Annotated in this window: 14 protein-coding genes; 4 read left to right on the forward strand and 10 right to left on the reverse strand. The window is 31.9% G+C overall.

What is annotated here, in order from left to right:
- Positions 1–11: 11 nt before the first annotated feature.
- Positions 12–641, reverse strand: a complete 630-nt coding sequence (locus tag DK442_RS23105; RefSeq protein WP_109438293.1) for an NAD(P)H-dependent oxidoreductase — start codon at positions 639–641, stop codon at positions 12–14.
- A gap of 90 nt (positions 642–731) precedes the next feature.
- Between DK442_RS23105 and DK442_RS23110 the strand changes: the two genes are divergently transcribed.
- A complete protein-coding gene (locus DK442_RS23110) occupies positions 732–1,118 on the forward strand; it encodes an acyl-CoA thioesterase (protein ID WP_109438294.1) in 387 nt (128 codons plus the stop codon).
- A 54-nt stretch (positions 1,119–1,172) separates the two neighbouring features.
- On the opposite strand, the gene nhaC is transcribed toward DK442_RS23110, so the two are convergent.
- Positions 1,173–2,657, reverse strand: coding sequence for a Na+/H+ antiporter NhaC (nhaC, locus tag DK442_RS23115; protein WP_109438295.1), 1,485 nt, complete (start codon positions 2,655–2,657; stop codon positions 1,173–1,175).
- 780 nt (positions 2,658–3,437) lie between these two features.
- Between nhaC and DK442_RS23120 the strand changes: the two genes are divergently transcribed.
- Positions 3,438–4,070, forward strand: coding sequence for a CPBP family intramembrane glutamic endopeptidase (locus DK442_RS23120; protein WP_109438296.1), 633 nt, complete (start codon positions 3,438–3,440; stop codon positions 4,068–4,070).
- Here the strand turns inward: DK442_RS23120 and DK442_RS23125 are convergent, their stop codons facing one another.
- Genes DK442_RS23125 through DK442_RS23135 form a run of 3 tightly spaced genes read right to left on the reverse strand, consistent with a single transcriptional unit; the run spans position 4,071 to position 5,933 of the window.
- Entirely contained in the window at positions 4,071–4,640 is a 570-nt protein-coding gene (locus tag DK442_RS23125; RefSeq protein ID WP_109438297.1) for a non-canonical purine NTP diphosphatase, read from the reverse strand.
- Positions 4,641–4,660: 20 nt separating this feature from the next.
- Positions 4,661–5,185, reverse strand: coding sequence for an HAD family hydrolase (locus tag DK442_RS23130; protein WP_109438298.1), 525 nt, complete (start codon positions 5,183–5,185; stop codon positions 4,661–4,663).
- A complete protein-coding gene (locus tag DK442_RS23135) occupies positions 5,169–5,933 on the reverse strand; it encodes a Rossmann-like and DUF2520 domain-containing protein (protein ID WP_109438299.1) in 765 nt (254 codons plus the stop codon). The genes DK442_RS23130 and DK442_RS23135 overlap by 17 nt, the downstream gene beginning before the upstream one ends.
- A gap of 284 nt (positions 5,934–6,217) precedes the next feature.
- Between DK442_RS23135 and ccsA the strand changes: the two genes are divergently transcribed.
- Positions 6,218–9,385 carry a cytochrome c biogenesis protein CcsA gene (ccsA, locus tag DK442_RS23140; RefSeq protein WP_109438300.1) on the forward strand — a complete coding sequence of 1,056 codons (3,168 nt, stop codon included), beginning with the start codon at positions 6,218–6,220 and terminating at the stop codon, positions 9,383–9,385.
- A gap of 194 nt (positions 9,386–9,579) precedes the next feature.
- Here ccsA and DK442_RS23145 read toward each other — a convergent pair whose 3' ends face one another.
- The 5 genes from DK442_RS23145 to DK442_RS23165 are packed head-to-tail and all read right to left on the reverse strand — an operon-like array spanning position 9,580 to position 15,140.
- Positions 9,580–10,092: a DinB family protein gene (locus DK442_RS23145; RefSeq protein ID WP_109438301.1), complete on the reverse strand. Its 513-nt coding sequence runs from the start codon at positions 10,090–10,092 to the stop codon at positions 9,580–9,582.
- Positions 10,093–10,133: 41 nt separating this feature from the next.
- Positions 10,134–12,320, reverse strand: coding sequence for a PepSY domain-containing protein (locus tag DK442_RS23150; RefSeq protein ID WP_109438302.1), 2,187 nt, complete (start codon positions 12,318–12,320; stop codon positions 10,134–10,136).
- Positions 12,321–12,336: 16 nt separating this feature from the next.
- Positions 12,337–12,831, reverse strand: coding sequence for a DUF2271 domain-containing protein (locus tag DK442_RS23155; RefSeq protein WP_109438303.1), 495 nt, complete (start codon positions 12,829–12,831; stop codon positions 12,337–12,339).
- Position 12,832: 1 nt separating this feature from the next.
- Positions 12,833–14,233, reverse strand: a complete 1,401-nt coding sequence (locus DK442_RS23160) for an ankyrin repeat domain-containing protein (protein ID WP_109438304.1) — start codon at positions 14,231–14,233, stop codon at positions 12,833–12,835.
- Positions 14,234–14,237: 4 nt separating this feature from the next.
- The gene (locus DK442_RS23165) at positions 14,238–15,140 is read right to left on the reverse strand and encodes a DUF6607 family protein (RefSeq protein ID WP_109438305.1); all 903 of its coding nucleotides are present in this window, start codon (positions 15,138–15,140) and stop codon (positions 14,238–14,240) included.
- Between the two features lie 124 nt (positions 15,141–15,264).
- Between DK442_RS23165 and DK442_RS23170 the strand changes: the two genes are divergently transcribed.
- Complete coding sequence (locus DK442_RS23170) at positions 15,265–17,334, forward strand: TonB-dependent siderophore receptor (protein ID WP_235011019.1); 2,070 nt, start codon at positions 15,265–15,267, stop codon at positions 17,332–17,334.
- Positions 17,335–17,344 lie beyond the last annotated feature (10 nt).

A 17,344-nucleotide genomic window follows, 5' to 3' on the forward strand; every position in this document is an offset into this window, starting at 1 on the left:
CTATTAGAGACTTAGATGTTAATAATGGTATCTGTAATAGGACGTCTTACTTTTTTGAATTCTGAAAACATATCATCTTTTGCTCTATATCCTATAGGTAGTACTAATACAGATGAAAGTCCTAATTCATTAAGTTTTAAAATCTCATTATATTTTTCTGGAATAAAACCTTCCATAGGACAAGAATCGATTTGTTCTATAGCACATACTGTAAGTAAATTTCCCATAGCCAAATATGCTTGCTTTGCAGCCCAATTGAGAATTTCTTCTGAGGGTTTGTTTTCAAAAGAATCTACTAATTGCTCTTTAAAAGGTTTTAGTATTTCATCTGGCGTATTTCTCGTAGCCTTTACATTATCAAAATGTTTTGTAATGTATTTTTTTCCAACTTCATTTTCAATACAAAAAACAAGTACATGAGAGGCATCAGCAACTTGGGCCTGATTCCAGGAATGCTCTGTTAATTGTTTTTGTAGTTTTTTATCTTTTATGATCACTAACTTCAGTGGTTGTAAGCCATAAGAAGTAGCTGTAAGGTTAAACGCTTGAGTAAGTGTATCTATTTTTTGTTGGGTTAGAATTTTGGTGCTGTCAAATTTTTTGGTAGCATATCGCCATTGCAAACTTTCTATAATATTCATCCGAAGTTTTTTTTAATATGTCACAAAGATAGTATGATAACATTTACCTTTGATAGATAAAATGATAAGAAAAAACTATATCGCAATTGTATGAATACTATAGATGAATTAATCAAAACATCTGAGACTAGAATTTTTAAAGCTGTATTTCCAAACACAACAAATCATTATGAAACTTTGTTTGGAGGAACAGCATTGCAGCTTATGGATGAAGTTTCGTTTATTTGCGCTACTCGTTTTAGTCGGAAAAAGGTGGTTACAATCTCTACCGATAAAATTGATTTTGAGAAACCGATTCCAGCGGGTACTATTATCGAACTTGTAGCAAAGGTGGTTAAAGTTGGCAGAACAAGTTGTTTGGTAAAGGTTGATATTTATAAAGAAGAAATGTATAGTTACGAACGGGAGATAGCAGTTTCTGGGCATTTTAAATTTGTAGCTATTGATAATAATAAGAAACCAATTCCGATTGTATAGAAAATAAAAAACTCACTGATTTCAGTGAGTTTTTTATTTATATTATAATACATATTAAGCTTTTGCCAATTGTTTTATTTTTATTCTGAATGCCGCAAAAAGTAAAGTCATAAAAGGACTTAACCAATTGAAAATTGCAAAGAAGAAATAATCAACAACGGGTACACCTAGAACTCCACTTTGATAAGCACCACAGGTGTTCCATGGAACTAAAACAGAAGTCACTGTACCAGAATCTTCAAGAGTACGACTTAGATTTTCGGGAGCTAGTCCTTTATCTTTAAAAGCTTTGGCATACATTCTTCCTGGAACAACAATAGCAAGATATTGATCAGATGCAGTTACATTCAATGCTAAACAACTTACAACGGTACTCGCAAAAAGTCCGAAAACAGAATCGAACAAATTTAAAAGAGCTTTACTAATTCTTGCTAGAGCTCCTATGGCATCCATAACACCACCAAAAACCATGGCACATACAATTAACCAGATAGTTCCTAACATCCCTGACATGCCTCCAGCAGAAAATAAATCATTAAGTTCTGCACTACTGGTTTCTACAGCAGTATCAACAGTCATAGCTTTCATAACACCGATATACGCAGAATTAAAAGTAAGTTCTGTACTTCCTGCAATTTGTGTTACAATCTCAGGTTGTGCAATTATTGCTGCTATTGCTCCTAGTAGAGTTCCGGCAAGTAAAGCGATCAAAGGAGGTGTTTTTTTGATAATTAATCCTATCACTAAAACAGGAACAATAAATAACCAGGGAGAAATATTAAAAGCTTCATCTATAGCTTTTAATTGTTCACCAATTTCTGGAGTACCCGAGGTATCTATAGTAAAACCAATAATTATAAAAACAAGTAGTGTTATTACTATCGTTGGAACGGTAGTGTAGGTCATGTATTTAATATGCGAAAATAATTCGCCTCCAGCCATTGCAGGAGCAAGGTTTGTAGTGTCGGATAAAGGTGACATTTTATCTCCAAAATAAGCTCCGGATATCACAGCTCCAGCTGTCATTCCTAATGAAATACCTAATGTATCACCTATTCCTATAAGGGCAATACCTACAGTAGCCGACGTAGTCCATGAACTTCCTGTTGCTATGGATATGATAGCGCATATAATAACGCAAGCTGCAAGAAAAATAGTAGGATTAAGAATTTGTAAACCATAATAGATCATAGTTGGAATAATACCACTAATCAACCATGTGCCTGCCAAAGATCCTACCATTAGTAAAATGAGTAACGCTCCTGTTGTGGATTTTACATTCCGGGCAACTTCTTCCATCATTTGTTTATAGGATACCTTATTAAAAAAACCTACAATAGCTGCAACAGCAGCTCCAAGAAGTAAGATAAACTGATTACTACCACTAAGGGCATCATCACCAAAAGCAAAAGAAACATTATAAAATAACATTCCTACCAAAATAAATATAGGGATTAAAGCTTCCCAAATATTTAATTCCTTGTTTTCTATAATATTCTCGTTTTTGGGATCGGTAGGTGTGATGTTTTGACTTTCCATATGTGGTATTCGAAATTTTATGGATGTAATGTTACGATATTAATAAAAGTTATGCAATGTCTGAATAGAGTTTAATTGCTATAGGAAAGAAATTGTTATCGAATTTTAAAATGAAAATTTCGATTTTCAGGAGTTAAAATGCTTTTAATCGATGTTTTGTGTTTTTTATCGATTATATTGAGTTTTGTGAACTATGATTTTATCATAATATTAGTGATACATCTTACTTTTGAAGTGTGAAAGAAGGAAAGTAAGAGAAAAATTGAGTTGTTTGATTGATTTAAACTTTTTTTGCCCCCTTAACCTAGTAAGCCTCATACCCCCTGAGGCTTTTTAAATAAATATACAATAGGACATACGTACCTATTTAATAATATTGATTATCCTTATTGAACTAAATGTTTTTTCGATTAATTGATTTGTTGATAAAGCCTCTTCCCCCAAGAGGCTTTTTTTATATGTAAGCTTTTCTTGTTATTATCGACTTTATATAATATATTTTTGTTTCGTCGGCATTTTAAAGTATTTCATCGATAGAAAAGTTGAGGCTCATCTAATTATAAAAAAACTTTAGACCATTACCTCATATCTTTGAAGTGTACGAAAGAAAAATATAAATAAAAACATTATAAAAATATTGATTGCCTCGTTGAATTGAACTAAGCGTTTTTAAATTAAATTACCCCTAACACAAAAAAAGCCTCGAACCCCGGAGGTTTTTTTTTGTTAAAAAGATATTTAGTTTAATTTTTATGTAGAAATTAGTCAAAAAATAAATTAATGGAAACCAGTACATACAAAGGTTTTGAGTTATTCTTCCTTTTTGTTTTATTACCTACAAGTTTTTTGATAGAATATCCTAAATTGATAAAGGCAATACTAGCTATTACTGGTTTTGTTTATATTTTAATTCTTCTTAAGCGAAAAGGGTTATTAAAGCTAAAATTCCCTGATAAGGCATATTGGAGGCCTTTCTGGAAAGAAACGGTTATAAAACTAGCTATCATTGTTGTTGTTACAGGGATGTATGTTTTTTTAATTGCTCCAGATAAGTTATTTTCTGTTTTAATTAAAAGGCCAGAGGTATGGGGTATTATTCTATTTGTGTATACGTTTTTATCGGTTTGGCCGCAAGAAATTATTTACAGAACATTTTTCTATGATCGCTATTCTGGATTAATAAGAAATAAATGGTTGTTTATTTTTATCAATGCTATTCTTTTCTCTCTAGCACATCTTTTTTTAGGTAGTTTTCTGGTTCAGGTATTAACCTTTGTAGGAGGGTTGCTATTTGCATATACGTATCAAAAAACAAAATCAACCACTTTGGTGTCTATAGAACATGCTATCTATGGAAACTGGCTTTTTACTGTTGGTATGGGGGATATGTTAGCTTTTCCCGGAGCTCAGTAACTAAGATAAGTATTGAATCAATTGTTGTACAGCTTTTCCGCGATGACCGATTTTATTTTTTTCTGATAAAGGAAGTTCTGCAAAAGTCTGATCATATCCATTCGGAAGAAAAATTGGGTCATAGCCAAAACCACCAAGCCCTTTTTTATCTTCAGTAATAGTCCCAGAGCAAATTCCTGTAAATGTTTTTAATTTCCCATTAATAATTAAGACAATTACGGTTTTAAATCGGGCATTACGATTTTCTTCCTTATTTAGCTCTTTCAAAAGCTTATTCATATTGGCTTCTGCATCTTTATCTTCACCAGCATATCTTGCAGAGTATACACCAGGAGCATCGTCTAGTACTTCTACTTCTAAACCTGTGTCGTCAGCAAAACAATCATAGCCATAATTATCTTTAATGTATTCAGCTTTTTGTTTGGCATTACCTTCAATAGTACCCGAAGTTTCAGGGATGTCTTCTGTACACCCAATATCATTTAGACTAACAATTTCGATATGTTTTGGGACTAACGCCTGTACTTCTTTTAATTTATTTTTATTATTGGTAGCAAATACAAGTTTCATGTGCTGGTATAAAATGTCAATTAAGCTTTAGCGTCAAAATTAGATATCCATTTACTTTGTACTTTGAGTACTTGTTCTATAACATCTCTAACACATCCTTTGCCTCCTTTTTTGAAAGATACATATTTAGAAATTTCCTTTACTTCTGCAACGGCATCTTGAGGGCAAGTTGGTAATCCTACCATTTCCATAACCGGCATATCAGGAATATCATCACCCATGTATAAAACATTTTCTAGTTTGATGTTTTTTGAATTTAGGTATTCATTTAATTGTTTTGTTTTATGATGTGCGCCTAAATATATGTCTGTTATTTCCAATCCCTCAAGCCGTTTTCTTACGCCTTCATTTTTACCTCCAGAAATTATACATACGTTGAAACCTTGCTGGACTGCTGCTTTGAGTGCATATCCATCCTTAATATTCATAGTTCTAAGTAATTCTCCATCGGTATTAATGAGAACGGTTCCATCGGTTAATACTCCATCTACATCAAAAATAAAGGTGGTGATGTGTTGTAAGTATTCTTTATAACTTTTTTCCATATTTAGATTGTATTGCTTTAGTAAGCGTTTGATATATTTCTTTTTGTGTGGTATCTGTTAAGATTCCTAAATGTCTTTCAATTGTTTTTGAATCATTTCGAATAGCCGGGCCTGTTTGGGCTAAATCTGGATTCATTTTAGTTATTTTCTCAACGGTTTCATGGATTAAAGGATGTAAAACTTCAAAAGGAACTCCGTGTGTTATACAAATATCATTTCCTATTGAAAATAAATGATTAGTAAAATTATTTACGAATACAGCCGATACATGTAATATATTACGTTGTTCAGAAGAAATACTATAAACTTTTTCTGAAAGTGTATAGGTGAGTTTTTTTAGTAGCTCGAGATCCTCTACATTTTTAGATTCTAAACAGAAAGGTACAGTGCTAAAGTCAATGTCTTTATCTTTACTAAATGTTTGTAACGGATAAAATACTCCTCCTCTGTTAGCATTATTTAAAATACTCATAGGAACACTACCTGATGTGTGAACAACCAATCTATTGGTAAAAGGCAATAATTCAGAGATTTCTTTAATTGCATCATCACTTACAGCCAAAATGTAAACATCGGCTTCTTTAAGTGCATTGATGTTTGATGTAACTGTATCTTGTTTTTGAGAAGCATGTAAAGGTATACCTCTACGATTATAGCATTGTACTATAGTAACCAAGTGTTGATTGCAAAAGGCACTATATAAGTGTTTAGCCACATTTCCTGCACCTAAAATTGTAACTCTAATCATTTCGCAAAAATAAGGAAGTTACCTTAAAAAGCAGAGTAATACATTTTTTCATTTCTATTTTAAAATAAAAGTAAGTGTCAAAATTAAATCATCATAAAATGAAGATGAAATAAAAGAATAAAAAAAACATCAAATGCAATATATATTTATATAAAAAGAATGAAGTTGTCTTGAAACTTAAACAAGTTTAACATTTCTGTTAAAACCTTAAAATCAAAAGCGCATTATCTTATAATATCGCCCTAAAAACATTAAATTTGCCGAGCTAAAAAAAGAAAGGTATTATGCAAGATAAGCTAGCGAATATTTTGTTCTCTACACGATTAATGGCAATTTTATTTATTGTTTTTGCTGCCTCTATGGGGGTAGGAACATTCTTAGAAGATGCACACGGTACAACAGCGGCAAGGATATGGATTTATAATACTTGGTGGTTTGAGACCATAATGGTTTTTTTTGCTATTAATTTTTGCGGAAACATTGTAAGATATAGGTTGTATAAAAAAGAGAAATGGGCTACTTTGTTATTGCATTTATCTTTCATTCTAATCATTATTGGAGCTTTTGTAACCCGGTATATTAGCTATGAAGGTGTAATGCCAATTCGAGAAGGAGAAACTACAACCACCTTTCTTTCTGAGAAAACATATTTGACCATCTTTTTGGATGGAGAAATTAATGGAGAGCCTCGTCGTCGTATTGTTTCTGAAGATTTAGAACTCGCTCAGGCAACAAACAATGATTTTACCATTGATACCGATTATAATAAACAGCCTGTGACAATTAGGTATAAGAATTATATTCAGGGAGCAGAGTTGGGATTGGTAGAAAAAGAAGATGGAGATAACTATCTTAAAGTTGTAGAAGCAGGAGATGGCAATCGTCACGATCATTTTCTAAAAGAAGGCGAAATATCCAATATACATAATGTATTAGTGTCTTTTAATAAGCCTACCAAAGGAGCGATAAATATTACATATGAAAATGATGAATATTTTATAGATTCTCCATTCGATGGCTCTTTTCTTAGAATGGCAGATCAAATGCAAGGACTTGTTTTTAAAGATAGTCTTCAACCTTTAATGCTTAGATCATTATATCAAACTGCCGGAATGCAATTTGTGATTCCAGATCCTGTAATTCGTGGTGAATATGATATTGTACCTATCGAAACAAAAGAAAAGGGTCAGCAAGATGCTTTAGTTCTTGATGTTTCTTCAAATGGAGAGAGCAAAGAAGTGAAACTATTAGGGGGTAAAGGTTTTAATAATGATATGACCAAGATCTCATTAGGAGGTTTGGATATGTATTTTAAATATGGCTCTAAGCAAATGGAACTTCCTTTTGCGCTAAAACTAAACGATTTTATTGCAGAAAAATATCCAGGGACACAGAATGTATACAAGTCATTTAAAAGTAAAGTTGATATTGTAGAAGGTAACTCTTCTCAACCTTATGACATTTATATGAATCATATTTTGGATCACAAAGGATATCGTTTTTTTCAAGCTTCTTTTGATCCAGACGAAAAAGGAACTGTACTTTCTGTAAATCATGATCGTTGGGGGACCTTAATTACCTATGCCGGTTATATGTTATTGTATCTGGGATTAATGTTAATCCTATTTACCAGGGGGTCTCGTTTTAAGGATCTAGAAGAAAAATTGAGTAAAGTGAAAGCAAAAAAGAAAACATTGACCATGATTTTGGTATTGATGATTTCTACATTTTCTTTTGGACAAGATTTACCAGATCATAATGCCCATTTGGAGACCTTACCAAGTAAAAAACAATTGGACTCTGTTATTCTGGCTAATATGGTACCAAAAGAGCATGCTGCTAATTTTGGTAGTATTGTAATTCAAGATGAACGTGGTCGAATGAAGCCTGTGAATACTTTTTCATCAGAACTACTACGTAAACTCAGTAAAAAAGATACTTATGAAGGGTTAAATGCAGATCAGGTATTTGTATCTATGGTAGAGAACCCTTTTATCTGGTATAGCATTCCAATTATTGAGATTAAAAGAGAAAATGATAGTATTCGTAAGATTTTAGGTGTTCCAAAAACAGAAAGAAGAGTTTCATTAATTGATCTGGTAGAGCCTGATGGATCTTATAAATTAGCTCCATATCTGGAAAAAGCAAGTAGTACGAATACGCCAAGTAGTTTTGAAAAAGATTTCTTAAAAACTCATGAGAAATTTTATTTATTGAATCAAGCCTTGGGAGGTGGTATTCTTAGAGTTTTTCCTGTGCCGGGAGATGAAGGTAATAAATGGGTTTCTGTTCCCGAATTAAACGAATATAAGTTTACCGGAATGGACTCTGTGTATACCAGACAAATTATTCCTATTTATAGACAATCTCTTTTAGAAGCTCGTAAAACCGGTGACTATAGCAAGCCAGATCAGTATATAAAAAGTATAAAAAGTTTTCAAAAGAAATTTGGTAGTGAAGTTTTACCTACTGATAAAAAAATCAAAGCCGAAATTGCTTTGAATAAATATGATATTTTTAGAACTCTATATAGATATTATGGGGTAATAGGATTGTTGTTAATGATTTTTGTAATTGCCAGAATATTCAAGGATTCAAAAGTGATCAGAGGTTTGATTAACGGTTCTATAGGAATCATAATCTTACTTTTTATTTCACATACTGCAGGATTGATTATACGTTGGTATGTTTCAGGTCATGCGCCATGGAGTGATGCTTATGAGTCTATGATATATGTTGCCTGGACTACATTAGCAATAGGTTTAGCTTTTGGTAAACGAAGTAATTTGACAATGGCGGCAACTACTTTTGTGGCAGCTATCATATTGTTTTTTGCACATGAAAGTTGGACAGATCCCGCTATTGCTAATCTGCAACCAGTTTTGGATTCTTATTGGGTATTGATACATGTATCCATAATTGTTGGGAGTTATGGCCCCTTCTTTGTTGGAGCTATATTAGGAATTCTTTCTTTGTTACTTATCATCCTAACAACAAAGTCGAACAAGAAAAAAATGGAACTTACTTTAAAAGAAATTACTATTATCAACGAGATGGCTCTTACCATTGGATTGGTCATGCTTACAATAGGTAATTTCCTTGGCGGAATGTGGGCTAATGAAAGTTGGGGGCGTTACTGGGGATGGGATCCAAAAGAAACATGGGCTTTGGTAAGTATCATGGTATATGCTTTTGTGATTCATATGAGACTTGTTCCTGGTTTACGAAGTAGATGGTGGTTTAATTTAATGTCTGTTATTGCAGTAGCATCAATTATAATGACGTATTTTGGAGTAAATTTCTATCTTAAAGGATTACATTCATATGCTAGTGGAGATAAAGTAATCACTCCTGATTTTGTTTTCTATTCTATTGCTTTTGTGATTATTCTGGGAGGTGTTTCCTATTGGAGAAATGGCATACATTATAAAAAGAAGAAAGGGGTAGTCTAAGATTTTATATTGTATATAAAAGACTTTTGGAAGAAACGCAGCAATATTGACTTTTGGATTGAATACAGAATTAAATTATAAATTTGAAGGCTTTTGTAAATATAACCTAAACCTCTTCAGTTGATTACTTATCGGCTGTTGCTGTGCAATGTGTTTTCCCGATTATTGATTTTTAATTTCACTCTACATTATCATTATTTCCACCAACCATTGAGTTTTCGAATATAAAGTATTTGTCCAGTGTGGTAGGCCGTATGTAAAGCCATATTTGCAATTTCAATATTCCATTCTGCTATTTGTTTTTCAGATGCATTTTCAGTCACTTGTTCCCATTCTGTTTGTATACTATCTAGTTTTTTAGTTACATTTTTCCAATCCAGCTCACTATTTTTTTTAAAAGTATCTTTATTGTCATTGTTAAATTCGGGAACTTCTTCTCCTTTAAAAGCTTTTAAATTCATTTCATTCCAGAAAATTAGATGAGAAATCAATTCGCGAATCGAATGATCTTCAGTATTGTTTTTCCAATTCGATTGCTCTGGAGTAAGGCCTTCTATCGCTTTTTTTGTTGGCACAAACCATTCTTGATTTGTATGAGTATTCTTTAATTGTTGAACGAGTAACGACTTTATATTTGGGTCATTGTTATTTTCTGAGCAGCACAAAACTATTAAGGCTAATCCGATTATTGTGAAAATTCGTTTCATGGTTTTGACTATGTTGTACAATAAAATATTATTAATTTTAATCAATAACAATCTACCTTGATTTGATTTTTCTTTTCGAATATACTTAGAGGTAGATTTAAATTTTTCCTTGAAATAGTTTCTAAAACAAGAAGTACTTCTTTTTGCATTCCTATAGAACCACAAATCATTATAATTCCGTTGTTTTTTAAAGCGTTACTAATCAGATTTGCTTCTTTGGTAATCAAATCCTGAACATATATTTTATCTTTTTGAGTTTGCGAATATGCGGTATGAAAACTCGATAATTGCTCTTTTTTAATAAAATCGTTATAAATCTCTAAGGAAACTCTAGTACGTCCACCCCAAAATAAGTGAGTGTTTGACATATTTTTCTCACTAGCAATCATTCCTAAAAAAGGAGCAATTCCTGTTCCATTAGCAATCATAATGACCTCTTTTCTGATATTTGGAAAATGAAATGTGGAGTTTTGTTTTATAAAGGCTTTAATAGTGTCGCCTTTTTGAAGTTTACTAAAATAGTTTGAGCAAATTCCCAATTCATGTTTTTTAATACTTAAAAGAATATCTCCATTTACTTTTCCAATAGAATATAAGCGTTCAATTTCATCTTCTTTTGGAGAGAAAGAAAAAAGATCACCAGATTGAAAATCAATAGTACGCTTCGTACGTAAACGAAGTAAAAATGTATCATCTTCATTGATTGGTGTTCTTTCTATGATTGTAAATACATTATTTTTTCTTTTTTTCTTTTTTTGAGGTTGTTTTATATGTAAAGAGATTTTCAATGTAGAGCTCCAAATAGAAACCCAATCTTTAAAGGCTTCAAAAGATTGATTGTTTATTTTATATGGTTTTAAAACTGATGTGAATAGGGGATGAGATGCTAATGTGTGATTCACATCAAGTGCATATTTACAAAAATCAGGATATGCTAAAGAACCTAGCCCTACTACAGAAAATTGAATGCTGTTAATCGGTTGAATTGCTTTGAATTTTTGTTCGAATTTTTTTGCATTTGTAGGAGGTTCTCCTTCCCCGTATGTTGATGTAAATATAATGAGATGCCGTGCTTGTCTATAGCTGGAATAGTTGTTTAATTCAGAAATAAAGACAGTTTTTCCAATTGCAGCAAGTGCATTAGCAAAAAGAGTGGCAAAAGTGAATGTGTTACCAGTTTCAGAACCAACCAGAATAATATATTCTGACTCATCCTTGTTATGATTAGAGTGGCGTAATTTACTTTTTTTATGTCTTTTAATCGTCATTGTAAAACCAGAGTACATAAAAAATAGAATAGAACAACTGGCTATAAGTAATATGGTAGACCATAAAATATTTCCTTTTCCGGTGTGTAATACCATGCTCCATTGGGATGCCAAAGTAACAAATGGATATAGTTCTTCACTTATGATTGCCCCTGTAAATTGATTTACAATAAGTTCTCTGTCTGATAGTTTGATAAGAAAATAATCTTCAACAGAATCAGAAAAAGGAAACTCTATTGCTTTGACATTTTTAAGTGTTATGGTTTTGAAAATATCAAAATCTTTGATAGCAATTTTTGGAGTAGATCCACTATTCTCTATACTTACTTGATGAGATATTGTACTTTTTGGAAGTAAAGAGAATTTTTCTAAAGATAAATAAACACCAGTTACTGCAATGAGAAGTATGGGTATAAGTAGTAATCGACCTAAAATTATATGATAAAATTGAGCAAAATACTCTTTCTCAATTTTAAAAAAGAAACGCTTAATACTTCTTTGTCTTTTTAAGATTAACAAGACACCTGTAATTGCTATTATAAATAATATAAATGAGACAAACCCAACAAAAAACCTTCCGGTGCTTTTTAGAAACAAAGAACGGTGTAGATTGGTGGCAAATTTAAAAACAGTTGCCTTTTCTATAGGTTTACCTAGTTTTCCCCCGTTTGTAGGGTCGACATAAATTGTTTCACTATTTCCTTCTTTTGTAATTACAGATGCGATCATTGCATTATTGGCATCTATTTCGAAACTAATTATTTCGTCATAATGATGTTGCAGTGTATGTATTGTTTCTGCTACAGAAAGATCGTTACTTCCTTTAATATGAAAAGATTTTATAGAGTCTGAAATGGGTTCAAACGCCAAAACAATTCCCGTGACAGATGCTATGAGTAAAAAGAGAGAAGAAGATATAGCCAGTAAGAGGTGGCTATATCTCCATATTGAAATAGTCATTTAGTTGGTATTGTTGTTATTGTGGAAGCATACGTACATATCGTATAAACCCTTTGCCTTCTATTTTACTTTTTATAGTTTCTGAAGTTAATTCAAACTCAATATCATCTTTATAATATTTCTGATCTTCAACAGCGGTTTCAAAACGAATTTTATATCCGGTATTAATCTTGTCATTTTCTATTTCGATAATACTAATTGCACGTCCACCACCAGGTATAGTTTCTCCTGTAATGGCATCAATATCTGGCCGTCTTTTTCCATAAAAACTCCACCATTCTGGAATGTCATGATACCATTCTTCATCATCTCCTTGCACATATAATGTCTTTTGGTAATTGCCCTGAGCATCTAATAATGAAATGGCAATATATGCACCTTCACCAGTGTAATTAATCATTTGGATCATACATTTATACTTTGTACTTTCTGAACTAGTGCTGAATCCAAAGACTAAAAACAGTGTAAGTAAGAGTAAAGGGAAGGCTTTAAAAAGAAATTTATTTTTCATTTTATTTTAAAAAATTTAATACAATATTATTCTTCAGTAATAATTCATTTTCATTTGCAAGATCAAGTACTGATTCTTCAAAATCTGTTTTTATTGTTTTATCTGCACCAATTGATAATAAATACTTAAGGATGATATCATCTTTTGCCTGCATAGCTGCTTTGTGCAAGGGAGTGATACCTTCATCGTTTTTGGTATTCACATTTATTCCTAATCTTTCTATTCTTTTTAATAATTCTATATCATTTTTATGTAATGCTAAGTGAAATAAAGTATTTCCATTTGCTTGTATTTCCTTAATATCAAGCCCTTTCTCAGTAAGTATTTCTAATTTTTGATCAAATTCTTCTGTTTTTTTTGCATTAAATGTTTGCATAAGATAATAACCAAGATTATTCCCCTTTTTGTCTTTCACAGAAATATCAGCTCCTTTACCAATTAAAAACTTTACAATTTCTATAGAATTTCCTGAAATAGCGTTAGTTAACGCAGATTTTCCATCTTTATCTTTTTGATTGATATTAACTCCTTGATTTATAAAGTATTCTAAAACTGTAATATCTTTACTTTTGGAAGCCAAAGCATGTAGTGGAGTTACTCCATTTTTTGTTGTAACATTGGGGGTAATTCCTAATTTTTCTAAATATTTAAATGTAGTTAAGGAGTTTGAGCTTCTTCGAGTTCCTTGGCTGGCAAAGATCATAGCATTACCATTTTCTCTATTTAGACCTTTCGTAGAAACTCCGTTTTTGATTAACATATTCATGAATTCGATATTCCCTTTTTTGGCTGCATAGTTAAAAATACCATTACCTTTATCATCGGTACTATTTAAAGCAATTCCTTTAGAAACAAAATAGTCTACAAGGGTATACTCTGTAAGAAAAGGAGCAACTAGAAGCAGAGCGTTAGCTTCATCATGATTTTTTTCTGTGATCACATTAGCACCATGTGCAATACAGAAATCATAAATCGCTGTATTAGTTTGACCAGTTACTGCTGCAAAATTTAATACAGAATATCCATGGCTATCTATAATATCTGTTTTTGCACCCTTATCCACCAAAAATTGCATCATTTCTAAATTGTTGCGATAAGCGGCCCAAAAAATATAGGTTCTTCCGTCATGAGTCAATTTGTTAACACCATTTCCTTTTTTCGTAAGTAAATGTTTTATGGTTGTATTGTCAACTTTTTCAATTAATGCCCAGGAAACAGCATCAAAAAGGTGCTGATTCAATTCAGAGGGGTTGTTGCCTTCTTTAATTTTTTGTTCTATATCGGTAATGCTGGGATTTGTTTTCCAATATTCCCGATCTAAAAAAGCGTTACTATTTTGAGCATAAACAAAACCTATGCATAATAATAAGCTGATGCACATTATTTTTTTTGAATATCCCATTTTATTATTTTTTTACAAAGGATTCAATCACCTTTGCAATATCATTTTTCTGAGTGTAATCATCAGAGAATAAGTGTTTATATAATGCTTTATTATCAACTTTGGCTTCTAAAGATAAAGTTGTGTTTCGACCATAGATATCATCCCATTTGCTTCGAACTAATGCCCATTTTTCTTGATGTTTTACCCACCAATCAGCAGCAGCTTTGCAGCTACTATCATCTACTTTAATATAGGTGTTATATCCTTTTTCTTTGGCCAGTACAATAGGTTCTTTTCCTTCTTCATGAATCACTTTATCATTATCTTGATCGTGAACCCATCCCTTACTGGTGATTTCATGTCTATTTCCCCTTACTGTTAAGTTATAATCACTTCTTTTGGTATATTCTCGTCTAGGTAAAGGAGCGTTGGTTGTGTTCTCCCAAAAACTTTTGCCGTCTACGTGAACCCAGGTTGCAGAACCTTCGTATCTCGGACTATCATCTACCTGATATACTTTTTGAGTCCATTGTCCTTCAACAGCAGATTTGGTTTTATTTTCATATTTCCAGGTGTTATTAGTGTTGAACATGTAAAAATCTGTGTTTTCATAAATCCAATCTTGCCTCCAATGTTTTACAATATGTGGGTCAGACGGGTTTCCAACCTGAAGTAAATGCTGAATAGAAACCTTGTCCTTTTCATCAACAATCAGTTGAGCCCACTCTAAGCCCTTATCTGTCTTTGTTTTAGATGGTTTGTATAAAGAATCTTTACTATACTGAAAAGTTTCGGCAAAATTAAAGGTTACTTCAAAACAACCGCACATGCTTTTAATAGCATCAATGTCTTTTGTTTTTTTATTCTGGGCACTTAGGGTAAGAATACTAAAAATTCCAAATACGATAGAAGGTATTGTTTTCATTGTTTGATAATTTGATGTAAAAAATTTTTTCAAAATTAATTAAATTTATTTAGAATAAATAAAAATAACGAATATATTTGCGCTTTATTAAGAATGATTATAAATAACTATGTGGGTTAAAAAAATGTATCTAAGTGTGTTATGTGTTTTTGCTTTTGTAAAAGGATATACTCAGGAAACTGAAATAGATACTACAAAAGTTACTGAAATAGATGAAGTTATATTAACAGCTACTCGAACAGCAAGACAACTTTCTTCTTTGCCATTACCTGTTACTTTGGTTTCTAAGAAAAAAATTATTCAATCCGGGACTATTCGTCTTAATGAGATTCTAAATGAGCAAACCGGGATTATAACCGTTGCAGATCAAAGTGGTTTTGAAGGAGTCCAAATCCAGGGAATAGCTTCAGATTATATTCTTATTCTTATAGATGGTGTCCCTTTGGTAGGTCGTAGTGCAGGGAATTTTGATGTTAGTAGACTCACTGTAGGAAATATAAAACAAATTGAAGTCGTAAAAGGTCCATCTAGTAGTTTGTATGGCTCAGAAGCTTTGGGAGGTGTTATTAATATTATTACTTCTGCTCCAGAAACCGAAAAACTTTCTGGTAACGCTTCTTATAGAATAGGTAGTTTTACTCAGCAAGATATAAACCTGGATATCAAACAACGTATTAAAAGCTTTAGATATGGAATATTTGCCAACCGTTTCTCTAGTGAAGGGTATGATCTTAACCCTGAGACTGAAGGTCAAACTGTAAATCCTTTTGAAAACTATACTTTGAATGCAAGGATTTACAATGATTTTTCTGAAAACCTATCTTTATTTGCTTCTGCGAGATACTATAATCAAAATCAGGATGCAGGATTTATAGTTAATGATACACGTTTTGAGGGAGATAGTAAAGAAGAAGAATGGAATGCACATCTTCGTTTTGATCACAACTGGAGCAAAAATTTAACTCTTGTATATGAATTGTATTATACCAATTATACTGCGGCAGAAAAGCTAGCAGATCCTATATCTGATGATGTTCTCACAGATAGTGATTTTGATCAGCGTCTTTCCAGACCTGAGGTTAGAAGTACATATACATTTAAAAATTCTAGTAAACTCACAACAGGTTTTGGTTTTCAATATGATCAATTAGATCGTACTTTTTTTGATGAGCAAGTAGATTTTAGTTCTCAATATGCATATGCTCAATATGATATAAATGTTATAAATCCCCTCAATGTTATAGTGGGTGCCAGATTTGATAATCATTCAGAATATAGTAATCAATTCAGTCCTAAACTTGCATTACGGTATAAAATAACAAATACACTTGCAGCAAAAGCTTCTATTGGGTATGGGTTTAAAGCCCCTGATTTTCGGCAATTATATTTTGATTTTACAAACTCGGCAGTTGGATATACCGTTTTAGGGTATAATGTAGCTATAGATAAATTAAGAGAGTTACAGGATCAGGGACAGATATTAGATATTGTTGTTCCAGAAAGTGATTTAGAAGACCCGTTGGAAGCAGAAAGTTCTGTAGGGTATAATATAGGATTGACGTATAAAAAACAAAATTGGAATACAGAGGTAAACTTTTTTAGAAATGATTTTAAAAACCTAATTGACACTCGAATTATAGCTCGAAAAACTAATGGGCAAAATGTGTTTAGCTATTTTAATTTTGATAAAATATACACAACAGGTTTAGAAACGAATATCTCCTATGAGTTCAATAAGAATATTAATATAAGTGCGGGATATCAATTACTTTATGCTTTTGATAAAACAAAAGAAGATGCAATAGATAATGGAGAAGTATTTGCGCGAGATCCACAAACAAATGAGACTATCGAAGTTTCAAAATCAGATTATTTTGGACTTGTCAATCGTTCAAGACATAATGCAAATTTTAAAATATTTTATGACATCCCTTCAGTAAAAGCTAATATAAATGTTAGACTACTATATCGAAGTAAATATGCATTATTTGATACGAATGGTAATGGTCTTATCGATGATTATGATACTAGTTTTGTTGATGGTTTTGTTACCACAAATGTTGCTGCGAGTAAAACATTTTACAAAAATTTTAATCTGCAAATAGGAGCTAATAATCTTTTTGATTACACAGATCCCCTTATTCCTACATTACCCGGAATTCAATTCTTTACAAAAATTAATTATCAGTTTTAAATATTTAAAA

The sequence above is a fragment of the Aquimarina sp. AU119 genome, from assembly GCF_900312735.1.
Classification (GTDB): Bacteria; Bacteroidota; Bacteroidia; order Flavobacteriales; family Flavobacteriaceae; genus Aquimarina; species Aquimarina algiphila.